This window comes from Pseudomonas sp. GW822-FHT01E03 (genome assembly GCF_058802985.1).
The window spans coordinates 1-13,924 of the sequence record NZ_JBXAOQ010000015.1 but is presented as its reverse complement, the minus strand read 5'-3'; the positions used below and the strand labels follow the sequence as shown (position 1 = coordinate 13,924).

General features: G+C 59.0%; 9 protein-coding genes and 2 pseudogenes. 5 read left to right on the top strand and 6 right to left on the bottom strand.

Annotation, left to right across the window (positions count from 1 at the left end; translation table 11 throughout):
• Positions 1 to 25: 25 nt before the first annotated feature.
• Together AC1RP7_RS24620 and AC1RP7_RS24615 are read right to left on the bottom strand one after the other, a co-directional pair.
• Positions 26 to 460: a YqaA family protein gene (locus AC1RP7_RS24620; protein ID WP_090455409.1), complete on the bottom strand. Its 435-nt coding sequence runs from the start codon at positions 458 to 460 to the stop codon at positions 26 to 28.
• Positions 460 to 906, bottom strand: coding sequence for a DUF411 domain-containing protein (locus AC1RP7_RS24615; RefSeq protein WP_057714701.1), 447 nt, complete (start codon positions 904 to 906; stop codon positions 460 to 462). Before AC1RP7_RS24615 ends, AC1RP7_RS24620 begins: the two co-directional genes overlap by 1 nt.
• Before the next feature lie 384 nt (positions 907 to 1,290).
• Between AC1RP7_RS24615 and AC1RP7_RS24610 the strand changes: the two genes are divergently transcribed.
• Complete coding sequence (locus AC1RP7_RS24610; protein WP_057714702.1) at positions 1,291 to 1,821, top strand: hypothetical protein; 531 nt, start codon at positions 1,291 to 1,293, stop codon at positions 1,819 to 1,821.
• Positions 1,822 to 1,868: 47 nt separating this feature from the next.
• Here the strand turns inward: AC1RP7_RS24610 and AC1RP7_RS24605 are convergent.
• Positions 1,869 to 2,798: pseudogene (locus AC1RP7_RS24605) on the bottom strand (aldo/keto reductase); the annotation flags it as partial.
• Between AC1RP7_RS24605 and AC1RP7_RS24600 the strand changes: the two are divergent.
• Positions 2,793 to 2,978: pseudogene (locus AC1RP7_RS24600) on the top strand (LysR substrate-binding domain-containing protein); the annotation flags it as partial. The pseudogenes AC1RP7_RS24605 and AC1RP7_RS24600 sit on opposite strands and share 6 nt — an antisense overlap.
• Before the next feature lie 301 nt (positions 2,979 to 3,279).
• Positions 3,280 to 3,468, top strand: coding sequence for a hypothetical protein (locus AC1RP7_RS24595; protein WP_090455405.1), 189 nt, complete (start codon positions 3,280 to 3,282; stop codon positions 3,466 to 3,468).
• A gap of 8 nt (positions 3,469 to 3,476) precedes the next feature.
• Here AC1RP7_RS24595 and AC1RP7_RS24590 read toward each other — a convergent pair whose 3' ends face one another.
• Positions 3,477 to 3,848: a hypothetical protein gene (locus tag AC1RP7_RS24590; protein WP_057714705.1), complete on the bottom strand. Its 372-nt coding sequence runs from the start codon at positions 3,846 to 3,848 to the stop codon at positions 3,477 to 3,479.
• A gap of 248 nt (positions 3,849 to 4,096) precedes the next feature.
• Here AC1RP7_RS24590 and pvdQ point away from each other — a divergent pair, with 248 nt between their 5' ends.
• Positions 4,097 to 6,445, top strand: coding sequence for a bifunctional acylase PvdQ (pvdQ, locus tag AC1RP7_RS24585; protein ID WP_493180950.1), 2,349 nt, complete (start codon positions 4,097 to 4,099; stop codon positions 6,443 to 6,445).
• 55 nt (positions 6,446 to 6,500) lie between these two features.
• Here the strand turns inward: pvdQ and AC1RP7_RS24580 are convergent, their stop codons facing one another.
• Together AC1RP7_RS24580 and AC1RP7_RS24575 are read right to left on the bottom strand one after the other, a co-directional pair.
• Complete coding sequence (locus AC1RP7_RS24580; protein ID WP_340312034.1) at positions 6,501 to 7,502, bottom strand: FecR family protein; 1,002 nt, start codon at positions 7,500 to 7,502, stop codon at positions 6,501 to 6,503.
• 216 nt (positions 7,503 to 7,718) lie between these two features.
• On the bottom strand, positions 7,719 to 12,551 hold the full coding sequence (locus tag AC1RP7_RS24575) for a dermonecrotic toxin domain-containing protein (protein WP_493180949.1): 4,833 nt from the start codon (positions 12,549 to 12,551) through the stop codon (positions 7,719 to 7,721).
• 234 nt (positions 12,552 to 12,785) lie between these two features.
• Between AC1RP7_RS24575 and AC1RP7_RS24570 the strand changes: the two genes are divergently transcribed.
• Complete coding sequence (locus AC1RP7_RS24570; RefSeq protein ID WP_150814030.1) at positions 12,786 to 13,826, top strand: Ldh family oxidoreductase; 1,041 nt, start codon at positions 12,786 to 12,788, stop codon at positions 13,824 to 13,826.
• The last annotated feature ends 98 nt before the right edge of the window (positions 13,827 to 13,924 follow it).

Here is a 13,924-nt window from a genome sequence, read left to right as displayed (position 1 = left end):
ACAGGCAATCGCCGCCCTTGAAGGTTCAACCCATCCAGCCCAAAGTCGCCAACGCCAGCACGCTGTAGCGGGCGCCTTTGGCCAGGGTGACGATCAGCAGGAAGCGCCCCAGCGGCTCGCGCATGACCCCGGCGACCAGCGTCAGCGGATCGCCGATCACCGGCAGCCAACTGAGCAGCAATGACCAATGGCCGTAGCGTTGGTAATGAAGCCGGGCCTTTTCCAGATGCCGGGGGCTCACCGGAAACCAGCGTCGGTCGTGGAACCGCTCGATCCCGCGCCCCAGCCACCAGTTGATTAGCGAGCCCAGAACGTTGCCGAACGTTGCCACCGCCAGCAGTGCCCAGAGCCAATAGCGATCGCTGAGCAGCAGTCCGACCAGCACGGCTTCGGATTGCAACGGCAGCAGCGTGGCGGCACCGAATGCCGCGAAAAACAATCCGAAGTACGCGCCGGACATCAATGGGCGGGGTAGTCCGCAACCACCACGTCAGTGCCGTCCTTTTTCAGGCCGATGACCTGATAGGCATCGCTCATACCGTCCATTTCCATTCCGGGCGAACCCATGGGCATGCCGGGGGCCGCGACGCCCAGCAGATCGTCGCGTTTGCTCAAGGCCAGGACCTGATCGGCCGGGACATGGCCTTCAACGAATTTGCCATTGATCAATGCGGTGTGGCACGACGCCAGGCGTGGCGGCACGCCGTGCTGTTGCTTGAATTCGCTCATGCTGGCTTCTACGTGGTCATCGACCTTGAAGCCATTGGCCTCCAGGTGGGTGATCCATTTTTTGCAGCAACCACAATTGGCGTCGCGATGAACCTCGATCGGAATGAGGTCGGCGGCCTGGACCAGGGAAGACATGAACAGGGCACTCAGGGCGATCAGACGCAGAGGGTTTCGCATGGGATTCGTCTCGGCTAACGGGCAAAAAACGCATTCTGACCATTTTTATGGGTCAGGCATTCAAGGAGTGTTTCCAGTTGCTACAAGATAGGCCATTCAATGATGGTAGATCAACGCTGTCAGGGAGATGAGGGGGACATTACAAAATTGTCAGCTTGAAATGTCGAGGGTAAGTATTGGTGTTGATATAAACCAACTATCCGCCCTGTACGAAAAGTCTGAAAGACTATTCATCAATTTTCCGAAGTCCAATAAACATGAAGTTTTACAGCATGTATCTGAATTGTACGAAAATTGTTAAAGCGCTGAATTAAAGTTTGGTGGCGTTAGTGCTCCGGCCGATACTTCTGAGCCTCTAACTTGATCAAAAAGAAGGAGTTTTCAATGACTATCGGTTATACCGGCGCCTGGACCCCGAAGGCGGGCCTGTTGGTTCGAGATACCGCCAGCAGATCAAAGCCTGTTCCCCAGAGCGTCAAGGTCAGGCAGATGCTTGACCTGGTGGGCAACAATCCAGTTGAACTGGATACAGTCAAGATGGACAAGATGAAATTGCGCAAGCAGATGAAGGGTTTTGATCCCACTAATATTTCAGTCAAGTCCATGGGCAGTCTCAGTGTCTTACTGAAAGAACGCGGCCTGATCAGTGATGTGACGGCCGTCACGCTGAGTAATGCCGGTGACAAGTTCGACCGGTTTGGCATCAAGGACCCTGATGCGAAGTTCAATGCGCTGGAATATTTCGCGACGCAACTGGAGAACATCCAGAACAACAATTTGAAGGGTAACAAGTACGCCAATTACTTGGTTCCCGAGTTCAAGAAAGCGATCTACGTGCTGCAAAACCTGGAAACTTATGGCAAAAGCAACGGCCCCATGGTGAGGCCGGGCACTGTTCTCTCGGACGAAGCCTGACGCCCTGTTGCCCGGCCCGCCCGGTTCATTGAGCGGGCCGGCGACCCTTAGCGGTCGAGCAGCTTCATGACTTCTTCCGGATAACGCAGGCCAGCGGTGGCATTCGCCGCAAAGACCGCTTCCAGCGCGTGCAGTTCTTCGGCGCTCAGCGTCACCTCCAGAGCGGCCACGTTTTCTTCCAGGTATTTACGTTGCTTGGTGCCCGGAATCGGAATCAGGTAATCACCCTGGGCCAGTACCCACGCCAGCGCCAGTTGGCCCGCCGTCACGCCTTTTTCTGCCGCCAGCGCTTGTACCTGTTGCACCAGCAGCAGGTTTTTCGCGAAGTTTTCGCCCTGAAAGCGCGGGCTGAAACGACGGTAATCGTCGGCCGCGAAATCATCCGGGCTTTTCAACGCGCCGGTCAGAAACCCTCGGCCCAATGGGCTATAAGGCACAAAGGCGACGCCCAGGCGTTGGCAGGCCGCCAGGCAACCGTTTTCTTCCTGATCGCGGCTCCACAACGAGTACTCGCTTTGCAACGCACTGATCGGATGAACCTTGTGCGCTCGTTTCAGGGTCGCCGCCGAGGCCTCGCTCAAGCCCAGATAACGCACCTTGCCGGCACTGACCAGTTCGGCCATGGCACCGACGGTTTCTTCGATGGCCACCTGCGGGTCGATTCGGTGTTGGTAATACAGGTCGAGGGTGTCCACGCCCAGGCGCTTCAACGTGCCGTCGATGGACTGGCGAATGTATTGCGGCCGACCGTTGACGCCACGGGCGGTGGGGTTGGCCGGATCGCGGACGATCCCGAACTTGCTGGCCAGGAACACCTGATCGCGCTTGCCGGCAATGGCCTTGCCGATCAGCTCTTCATTGGTGTGCGGGCCATACATATCGGCGGTATCGAGCAGGTTGACGCCCAGTTCCAGCGCGCGATGCAGGGTGGCCGTGGCTTCGCGGGCGTCGGTGCCGGTGGTGTAGAAATCCGGCAACTGGAGGAGGGGCGTTTGTGTGAAGTGCTGAGGGAAGTGCCGCCACCGGGCATGCCGATGACGGCGCTTTATCCGCCGCACCGCCAGTTATCCCGGCGGGTGCGTGTGTTCGTCGATTGGTTGGTGGAACTGTGCGCCCAGCCGGGCAATGACTTTTACCGAAAGGATTCAGGCTGTTGAGCCACTGTTAACGATGTGGGTAGTAACCTGGTCCGCCATGGTTGGCATAGTGATCGTGATGCCAGCCTCCGTGGGGGAAAACAATGCATCCGCTCAGGGGCAGGATGGCCAGCAGGGGAATCAGCAATGTGATTCGACGCAACATTTGAAAGTCCTCATGGTTATCGCCGCAATGAAGCCAAAACTCTTCATCGGCTGTAACATGAGACCCCGCTTGTAGCCGCTTATCCCCGAAACAGGGTAAGCGCTTGGCATGCGCGTCGATACAAACCGGATACATTTTCAGATTCAGGAACCCGCAATGACTCAGTCGCAACGTTTGAAATACTCGATTCTGATCTCCCTGGTGGTGCTGGGGATCATGTTTGGCCTTTCCTGGTTGCAGAACACCGGCGTCATCAGCGAAAAACTGTTCCAGTACATCGCCATTGGCGTGGCGGTGGTCGTGGTGGTCATCAATGGCGTGATGCGCCGCAAGGTCAAAGCCTGATCATTCGATCATCGGTTACGCAAAATGGCAGCAGCCTGGGGATGCAGGCTGTAGCTCTTGTCGGGGTTGAGGACAATCACGCCTTCGCTGCACAAGCGCTTCAGCACTTCACGCACGCTGAGAAAGGACAGGGGAATATCCAGGTCCAGCAATTGGCTGTGCACGCCACGCACGCCAAGGCTGCGGTCGTTTTCGGCGGCCGTCAGCAGGGCATCGATGACTTTCAGGCGGATCAGACTGGTTCGAAGGCCAAAGCTTTTGAGCAGGACCCTGATCCGCTCGTTGCCGTGGCGATCGGTACGCGGCTCGAATACGCCGACTCCCATGGAAGTACCCTTTGGCGCGTTGCTACCGTCCGTTGGCAGTTGCGAGTTGTACATTGCAAAACTCCTTTCAGAGCCTGATCAGGAAAAAATGGGCGCTCTTACAGCATTAGACGTATGAGCAGCCCGAATCATGAAGGCCCGAATGTAGAAATTTTGTCGCCATCGCGTGATCAACCTGTCAGACCATGGGGCGTTGCGCAGTAATCTCTAAAATTTTTGTAGTGAGCTTCGTCCCTAAAGGGAGGCCCGGTGCGCGTGGGTATGCGCAGCCGCGACCATCGTTTTTTCGATCAGGAGCGAGCGTGATTATTTCCAGCCAGTTAACCAGGTTGAGCATGGTGGGTGTGACTCTGGGGTTGAGCCTGGGGCTGAGCCTTGCGGCGAGCGCGAGCGATACGCCTGCGCAAACGAGCGCCGAGATCCGCCGCACCGGTTTCGGCGTGCCGCACATCCGCGCCGACAACGAGCGAGGGCTCGGCTACGGCATCGGCTATGCCTACGCCCAGGACAACCTGTGCCTGTTGGCCAACGAAATCACTACGGTCAACGGTGAACGTTCGCGGTACTTCGGGCCGGATCAGTTCACCGTCGAAGAGCGCGAGAACCTGGCCAGCGATGTATTTTTCACCTGGCTGAACACTCCGCAAGCCGTCGCCGGTTTCTGGCAGGCCCAGACCCCGCCAGTGCGTGAGTTGGTCGAAGGCTATGTGGCGGGGTACAACCGCTCCTTGAGCGAGCGTCGCGTCCAGGGATTGCCGCCGCAGTGCCAGGGAGATTGGGTGCGCGACATTACCACGTCGGATCTGGTCAAGCTGACCCGGCGCCTGTTGGTCGAAGGTGGCGTCGGCCAGTTTGCCGAAGCCCTGGCTGGTGCCACGCCGCCCCAGGCCGTGGCCCGGGCGTCGAGCGCACAGGCAGCGTTCCAGGTGGTCGCTACGCGGATGCAGCGTTTTGCCCTGGACCGTGGCAGCAACGCCGTTGCGGTCGGCAGCGAGCGCTCTTTCAACGGACGCGGCATGTTGCTGGCCAATCCGCACTTTCCGTGGGTGGGCGGCATGCGTTTTTATCAGATGCACCTGACCATTCCCGGCAAACTGGACGTGATGGGCGCGGCGTTGCCCGGCCTGCCGGTGATCAACATCGGTTTCAATCAACATCTGGCCTGGACCCACACCGTGGATTCGTCCAGGCATTTCACGCTGTATCGCCTGCAGCTCGATCCCAAGGATTCGACCCGTTACCTGCTCGACGGCCAGTCCTTGCCGATGGACAAGCAGACCGTGACCGTCAACGTCAGGCAGGCGGACGGGCAGGTCCGGGCAATTTCCCACGAGGTCTACAGCTCGAAATTCGGTCCGGTGGTGCAATGGCCGGGAAAACTGGATTGGGATCATCAATATGCCTACAGCCTGCGCGACGCCAATCTGGATAACGACCGGGTTCTGCAGCAGTGGTACGCGATGAACCGCGCTGAAAACCTCAAGGATTTCCAGGCTTCGGTGCACGAGATCCAGGGCATTCCGTGGGTCAATACGCTGGCAGCGGACGATCAGGGGCAGACGCTGTACATGAACCTCTCGGTCGTGCCCAACGTCAGTGTCGACAAGCTGGCGCAATGCAGTGATCCGCGCGCTGGCTTGCAGATGATCATTCTCGACGGCTCCAACAGCGCCTGTGCCTGGGACATCGACCCGCAGGCTGCACAACAGGGTATCTATGCAGCGGACAAGTTGCCGCAATTGCTACGCAAGGACTTTGTCCAGCACTCCAACGACTCGGCATGGATGGCCAACCCGGCGCAACCGCTGACCGGCTATTCGCCGTTGATCAGTCAGGACAGTCAGCCACTGGGGCTGCGATCGCGCTTTGCCCTGGACCGTTTGAGCGCGCTGGCCCAGGCCGGCAAGATCGAGGCAGCGGACTTGCAACACATGGTCATGGATGATCGGGTTTATCAAGCCAGTCTAGTGATGCCGGACCTCCTGCAATTCTGCGCGGCGGATCTCGGTACCGATGCCAAAACGCTCGCGCCACTGTGCGCCAGCCTCAAGGCCTGGGACCGCAACGCCAACTTGGGCAGCGGTTTGGGCTTTGTGCACTTCCAGAATGTCATGGAGGCGTTGGAGTCGGTGCCGGACGTATGGCGTGTGGCATTCGATCCGCGGGATCCGCAACATACCCCACGGGGTCTGGCAGTCGATCACCCGCAGGTGGCAAAGGCGCTACGGGCAGCGATGCTGGCTTCGGCTGAACAGGTCAAGGCGGCAGGACTCAAGCCGGACAGTCGCTGGGGCGATATCCAGGTGGTCAGCAGCGGCGGACAACAGACACCGATCCACGGCGGGCCGGGAACGTTAGGGGTCTACAACGCGATCCAGAGCGTACCGCGCAGCGATGGCAAGCGCGAAGTGGTCAGCGGCACGAGCTATCTGCAAGTGGTGACCTTTGACGAAAACGGACCGCAGGCCAAAGGGCTGCTGGCATTCTCGTTGTCCAGCGACCCGGCCTCGAAGTATTCACGGGACCAGACGCAGGCCTTTTCCAGGAAGCAATGGAGCGTGCTGCCTTTCACCGAGCAACAGATCCTGTCCGATCCGGACTATCAGGTGCAGACGATCCGCCGGCAGGATGCAAAAGTGGCCGCGCAGTAAGTAGTGGGGTTTTGCATGAATGCTGAAGGCCGCATCCGCAAGGGTGGCGGCCTTTTCAGCTTTTCGGGGAGATTTGCGGAATCGCGTTGACCACCAGATTGCCGTTCTGGTTACGGGTCAGGTAGACCGGCAGGACCCGAGGCAAGGACTTTACCAGGCCGTTGATCTCTTTGATGTTGTAGATGCCGCCGATATGGATCGAGCCGGTGCTGTGGTCAGCCACCATCAACGGTTTATCCAGGTAGCGATTGATCAAGGGCAGCGCATCGCTCAAGGCCAGATCGTCGAGCACCAGTTTGCCCTGGCGCCAGGCCAGCGAGCTGTCATTGTCATAGGTCTGGCTGATGCGGGGAATGAAGTCGCCGCGGCGATAACTGGCCTGCATCGCCGGGCCAAGGCGCAAACCGTCGCCTTGCAGGTCGGCGTTGCTGCTGACCAGTACCGAACCTTCGATCAGGTTGACTTTGACCTGGTCTTCATACATCCAGACGTTGAATTGGGTGCCGGTCACGCGAATCCGGCCTTCGGCGGCCTTGACCACGAAGGGGTGGCGGGTGTCATGGCTGACCCTGAAGAAGGCTTCGCCTTTATCCAGCGTGACTTGCCGCTGATCCTTGTAGTTGCTGTACGTCAGCTCGCTGCCCAGGTTCAGCTCCACCTGGCTGCCGTCTTTCAACGTGACGGTACGCACATTGTCGGTCGCTTCGAAATGCTGGTACGCGTTCGGTACCCACCCCAGGTGCCAGCCGCCATAACCGGCCAAAGGCAGTGCCAGGGCACATACCGCCGCGGCAATGGCCAGGCGGCGCCACGGGGTTTCGGGTTGGTGGCGAACCAGCGGCACGACGGGTTCGGGACGAGGCAACTCGCCGGCGACATCCCAGATCTCCAGCATCGCTTCGTACTCGAAGGCATGGAGCGGATGTGCATCACGCCATTGCTCGAACGCCTGGCGCTCTTGCTCGGTGCAGTCACTGGCGTGCAGACGCATGCACCAATGCGCGGCAGCATCGGTGATAGCGTCGTATTCGGCTTCCGAAAGTGTGTGGTCGGTCATTGGCCCTTCCTGATTTCCTGCATTCTAACCTTGGGGGAAGTCTGCGAGAACATCAGTCATGGCATTTAACCATCAATGTGTTGTTTTTTTTCAACGCATCGCCTTTGGAACATCTGTTGTCGAATAAACAGTATCCATAGGGTGCGTGAAAAAAACATCAAGTCAAACACCGTTGTGCTGCGCAGACCCGGGGATCTGCGCGTTGTTACGCCGCGGTCAGGTTTCAGCGGTCGGAGTGACCGGCACCGGGTCCAGTTGCCGGCCCATTTCGCAGATCAAAAAGGCGATCGAGTCGGCATTGTGCAAAATGACGTCGGTTCGGAACTTCGATTCCTGCCTGTTTAAAAAAGCTTCCCGTGCCTTATCCATGGTCTGGCTGCCCGTCAGCCGTAGAATGGCCTTGCCAATGTGATAAGAATCCGGAATCGAATCCAGGCTGATCCAGGATTGCAGGCCACTGTTCCAGCGTGCGAACAGTTCCTCTTTCGGCGTTTTCATCGATAAGGCTTCTCGCTGGAAATCCAGCTGAGACTGTTTCTTTGCCGCGCCATAGCCGGTGACCGACGCTACCAGATCGCTGAACGGCAGCCTGGCCTCAAGGTATGCAATGTCAACGGCCCCGGAAAACAAATGAGCGAATTCGTGTATCAGGGTCGCGGCCTGGCTGTGGCCGTCGACATCGAAGGGCTGTGTCAGGCTGGATTTGTACCAGTCGAGTTGTTGATTGAAGAATTTTTCCGTGAAATGGACATTGCGCTGTAGATCCTTGTCCACGACAAACGCGATGAGGTTGTCCTTCGGGTCCCGACTTGAACCCACGATAAAGCGTTGCGAGTTCATCCAGTCTTCATCGGGATCGACCAGCGCGTTGCAGACGGGGACGATGGCCTGTTTGATTTTTTCGAGCAGTGCTTTGTCGACCTGACCAACATCAAAGAACTGTTTGAGGAAGGTATCGAGCCGTGTGCCCGGGAGGAGTTTCCTGAGTTGCACCAGATTGTGCAGGCTGTTGAACGCATAATAACGAGCCATGTCGATGGCCTGCACGATCATGCGGGCTTTAGCGGGATGCTTTGCCCGGATTTCGTCCATCCCCCGGGCCTCGATGTTCAGGACCGCCCGCGCAACATAGGCGTTGGCATACTGATTGTGCATTTTCGAGACGACTTTGCCGAAGTGAACGGTGTGGAAATCCGGGTCGATGACCAATTGTTTGTCAGGAGTAGTCGTTAACACGGGGCCTTCTTCCTTGCCTTTGATCGTTCTCCAGACCGCTCCGGTCTTGTTCACGCCGTACACCTTTCCGGCAATGGCGGCATAGGTTTTCTTGCTGCCCGCGTCCACATAGGTGCCGTCAGTGCTGTTTTTCGCCAGGTCCTTGAGTTCAACCGTGGTTTCGAACGGTTGCAGCCGGGTGCGCATTGCTGCTGTCGACCGAATCTTCGACCAGGGTTGAGCGATCACGGGGGTGACAACCGGTGGAGCAACGGCTTCGCCGGTTTCCTGGGCGCTTTCGCCCCATCCTTCAAGTGACAGCCGGCCCAATGACAGGATTTGCGCCGCCCCGGCAATAAACTCGCGCAACGCGGTCATCCAGTGATGGTCCTGCAAGGCTTCGGCCGAATTGAGGGCATCCTTGTAGGCTTTCCAAAGAAACTGCACGTATGCGAGTTTGCCCGGCAGCAGGCTTGAAATGCGCTCGATGCCGGCACCGAACAGGTGTTTAACGGCCTCCCAGTCCGACTGACCGCTAGCGTGTGACTGGCTGGCGAGCATCTTCACCAACAGTTGGGTGTTGTCATGGAACAAATGGGTGAGCAGGTTGCCGCCGATGGGGTTGGACGCAAGGGTGATTTCGCTTGACTGGCCGACGGTGGACTCCAACAGGTTGCGAAACACCGTTTGCTCACTGTCCGGCAGGCGACGTATCAACATGTCCTGCAATGGCCCCGGTGTGTTGAGTGCCGAAACAACGCTGGCCTCATTGTCGAACTCAACGAAGGGTGAACCACCCGGGTGGTAAGGGGCATAGAGGATTTGTGGGCCTGCCTTGCCCGTGCCTGGACCAATCAGGTACAGGCCCAGCGCCTTGACGGCGGCGGCACCGGTTGTCTTGATCAGTTCCAATGGTCGGGCAATGGCGTGAGCACCTTCTACGGTCGCCCGGGCGATGGCGTCCGGCATGTCGAATACTTGCCGAAGCAAATCGAAAGCGCTGTCGGAAAGCCGTTGCTGCAGTTTCAGTTCGTGCGCGTGTTGCAGCAGTTGCCAGGGCAGTTGCTTGACGAAGCGCAACATCCTGCTTTCGACGTCGGCCGCTTGATTCGACAAGCTGTCCGTGACCTGTTTGGCGTAGTTCTGCGCAATGTCCAGTGATCGCAACAGTTGGCGGACAGCCGCCTGATCCAGACTCCGGGGCAGCGTTTGAGTGGTTCCCGACCCGACCTTGAACCCTGTGCCTTGCGCAATGTTGATGTGCTGCAAGGCGAACTCGGTGAGGCTCCGGGCGGGGCCGACCAGGGCCAGGTCCGGGGTGATTTCGATATTGTCAGGGTCCAGCGCTGTTGCGGGGAAGCGGCTTGCGAGCAACGATTTCAGTGTTTCATGCACATACGACTTGAGGGGTTTGGTCCCGTGTAAATAGTCTTTGTCCTCAACAACGCTGTGGCGGTATTGCTCCAGCAGTTCAAGGTGCAGTCGCTGCTCTTGCAGCGGAGCCATTCCCAGCCAGGCGGGCAGGGACTGCTGCTGGCTGATCGCCCGGGCAATCGACGTGGCTCTTCCCAGGTTGGTGTTGAGGACCGTTGTGGTCAGGTCTTCAAGGGCTTTTTTCTGCTTCGTGTCGCTCAGGTCGAAAGTACGTACGTGTTCGCAGCGAGCCAAAAAGTGCTCGATGGACGATTGCGCGACCCGTTCCAACACAGACCCTTCAATCAGCCGCAACGGTCCCAGTGAGTAGCGTTGGTGAAAGACGCGCTGGGCCGGGGTCAGGTTTTCCAGCAGCGCCAGGCGTTGCTGCGGCTCGAGCAGGCGGCGGTTCAGTTCCAGCCGTGCACGACTGATGGTGTCAAAGACTTCCAGGCCCTCGGCGGGCGTCCACAGGATCGTCCGGCCGGAATGCGAGGGATCGAGTCCGCCACGCTCGGTCACGAGTAGACAATGGGCCAGGGGCAGGACATCCTGCTGGCCGGAGCGCTCCAGCGTCAACGAGTAGGCATCGGGGCGGAAACCCTTGAGTGACAGGCGGTTTTGTCGGTCGGGCTGGTCCGGGTTGAAGACTGTTTCGACAATGGCCCGATCCGCATCCCGCAGTGTTGCGCCAAGCACCCGCAGGCTGGCCTCGCCACGCAGGCCAACGGCAAGTGCATGGGCCAGGCGGGGTTTCATGTTTTCCAGATAGACCCGTTGCAAGGCCAGAGTCGCAACCGGTTGTGCTGCAAAATCCGCGTTGATCAGAGTTTCGATGTCGCGGAAGGTTTTGACGAAAGCTGCCGCTGTATCGGCCAGCACGGTGGAGGGATGCTGATTGCCGGATAACACGGGGCGTGTGCTCCAGCGTCCGCCGGCATCCAGCGTCAGCAGTCGCTCGCTGATCATCGAGCGGATATCCAGCGCCTTGTCGAACAGGGCGTGGATGTCCACGTTGCCGTCACTGTGACGGAACACCTGCAGGGCATATTCCATGTTCTGCCGTTGCTTGCTGATGATCCCGTCGAAGAGCTTGGGGAAGATCGCGCCGCCAATCACTTCCCCGGTCACCTTCGGCCGGTCAAAACCAATGAAACGCTGGCGTTCATCCAGGCTCAGCAGACCATAGAGTTCATCCTCATGACCGGCCGCACTGAACTTGCTCAGCACCGTATCGCTCAAGTCCTGATAGTTCTCGAGCACCTGCAGGCCTGCGGTGGGCGTGTAGAGAAACGCATTGCCGGCGCTGACCATCAGTGAGCCGGCCAACTCTACATAGTTGGCCTGGTACTCCCACAGACGCACGGTTTCGACCGTCATAGCTTTGTTCGTCCGGCTGGCCGTCGAGATCAACGCGTGCAAGTCCTGGCTTTGCTCAGGGGTGATGATCCCGGCTTCGCGCTTGAGCAGCAGTTGTACCCTCGCCTGGTCGGCGATGGCCTGGCCGAAGAACTGGCGACGCGATGCACCTTCGGTGCTCGCCGCAGCCCAGTAACCTTCGAGCTGCCCGATCAGCAGGCCGATCAGTTGGCGCGAGATTGTCGTGACGGCTGTTTCCCAGAGTGGCTGGTCGGCTTTTGCCGGGGACTTTCCCGGATGGGAAAATTCATGGGACTGCCCGGATGGCCAACGCTGATGGCGATAGTGCAGGAGTACCGCGTCACTCAGGGAAAGGGTGTTGACCCAGCGTCGCGCCGGATGGCTTTCGCCCGCATTTTCTGGCGTTGTAGCCAGGTAGAAGTTCACTTGGGTCCGGCTCTGATCTAGACCGGGAAACGACGCCGCCAGACGTTGACTCAGCAATGTGTCGAGCAGAGAGGTCAGGGACGGCAGCGCTTTCAATTCGTCGAGCAGGGCCTGGTCGTTAAGTTGCTGCTGGGTGGAGAGGGTGTTGCGCTGGTCTTCGAACACGTCCCCGTCGATGGTTTGAAAGTCCAGTTCGATGTCGGTGGCGCCCACCACGGCCTTGCGTTGAGACAGCGCCATGAAGGCCAGCAGGTCGTCGTCTTCACCGGCCGCTTTGAGTTGCGTCACCAGCTGTTCGGTCAGGGCCGTACGGTCGGCGAACTTTTTTATTCCCGCGTACGGGGTGTAGAGAATCACGCCATTGTCATCGGGCGTCGCAGTCAGCAAAAAACTGCCGGCCAGCGCCACGGGTTCCAGTCCAGGGATTTTCAGCAGGATTTTCTTCGCCAGCATGGGCGGCGTCTGCTCGTCGCGCAGTGCCTGGGTGGCCAGTTCGATATGGCTGAACCATTCGAAGTCCCTTCGCGTCAGCCCGTGGGTTTGGCCAAGTTCTCTCCAGAGACCGCGCAACGTCAGCGCCTCGGGGAAAAACAGCGGAGTTAATGGTGTAGACATCGTCGAGTCTCGTTCTAGGTGCCACTCAAAGGCGCCTGTGGATTGAGCATCGAGACTAAAAGCCGGTGCGTTGACGCGGGTGGTAAATAGATAACGCACGGGTCGCGGGCGTTTGTGACAGGGATATACCTCATCGACCCTGAGCGAAAGGTTGACAGGCCGCACGCCGCGCGTTGTTAATCGGCGGGTCTTTGTACGCTGTTGTTCCCTCCAATAATCAGTCTGGAGCTTCAGATGTCTGCGCCACACGATCACGCCTCTACCGCGGTCCCGTCACACCTGTCACTCGAAGCGCTGAGCGCTTTGCTGGAGAAGATTTTTCTGCGTCACGGCACGTCGGCCGAGGTTGCCCGGGTGCTGGCGCAAAACTGCGCCGGTGCCGAGCGCGACGGCGCGCACAGTCACGGGGTATTCCGCATTCCTGGTTATGTTTCGACGCTGCAAAGCGGCTGGGTCAATGGCCAGGCCGTTCCGCTGGTCGAAGATGTGGCTTCAGGGTTTGTGCGGGTCGATGCCAATAACGGTTTTGCGCAGCCGGCCCTGGCGGCGGCACGCGAGTTACTGGTGCAGAAGGCCCGAAGTGCCGGCATCGCGGTGCTGGCGATCCGTAACTCGCACCATTTCGCGGCCTTGTGGCCGGATGTCGAACCCTTCGCTGAAGAGGGCCTTGTGGCATTGAGCGTGGTCAACAGCATGACCTGCGTGGTGCCCCACGGTGCCGACCGGCCGCTGTTCGGCACCAACCCGATTGCCTTCGCTGCACCGCGGGCCGAGGGCGGGCCGATTGTCTTCGACCTGGCCACCAGCGCCATTGCCCATGGCGATGTGCAAATTGCCGCCCGCGAGGGTGAACGCTTGCCGGAAGGGATGGGCGTAGACAGCCTCGGCCAGCCGACCACGGACCCGAAGGCGATTCTCGAGGGCGGCGCGTTGCTGCCTTTCGGCGGGCACAAGGGCTCGGCGTTGTCGATGATGGTCGAGTTGCTCGCGGCGGCACTGACCGGTGGCAATTTTTCCTTCGAGTTCGACTGGAAGAACCACCCTGGCGCCAAGACCCCCTGGACTGGTCAATTGCTTATCGTGATCGATCCGGACAAGGCGGCGGGGCAAAGCTTTGCCGAGCGCAGCCAGGAACTGGTGCGGCAAATGCACGGTGTCGGCCTGAAGCGTTTGCCGGGTGACCGGCGTCATCATCAACGCGCTAAGTCGCAGGTCAATGGCATTGAGCTGGATGCCAAGACACTGGCGAACTTGCGGGAGCTGGCGGGGGAGTGATCCGTTAGATACGCCGCAACCCCCTGTGGGAGCGGGCTTGCTCGCGAAGGCGGTGTGTCAGCCAATATCCAGGTTGCTGACACACCGCTTTCGCGAGC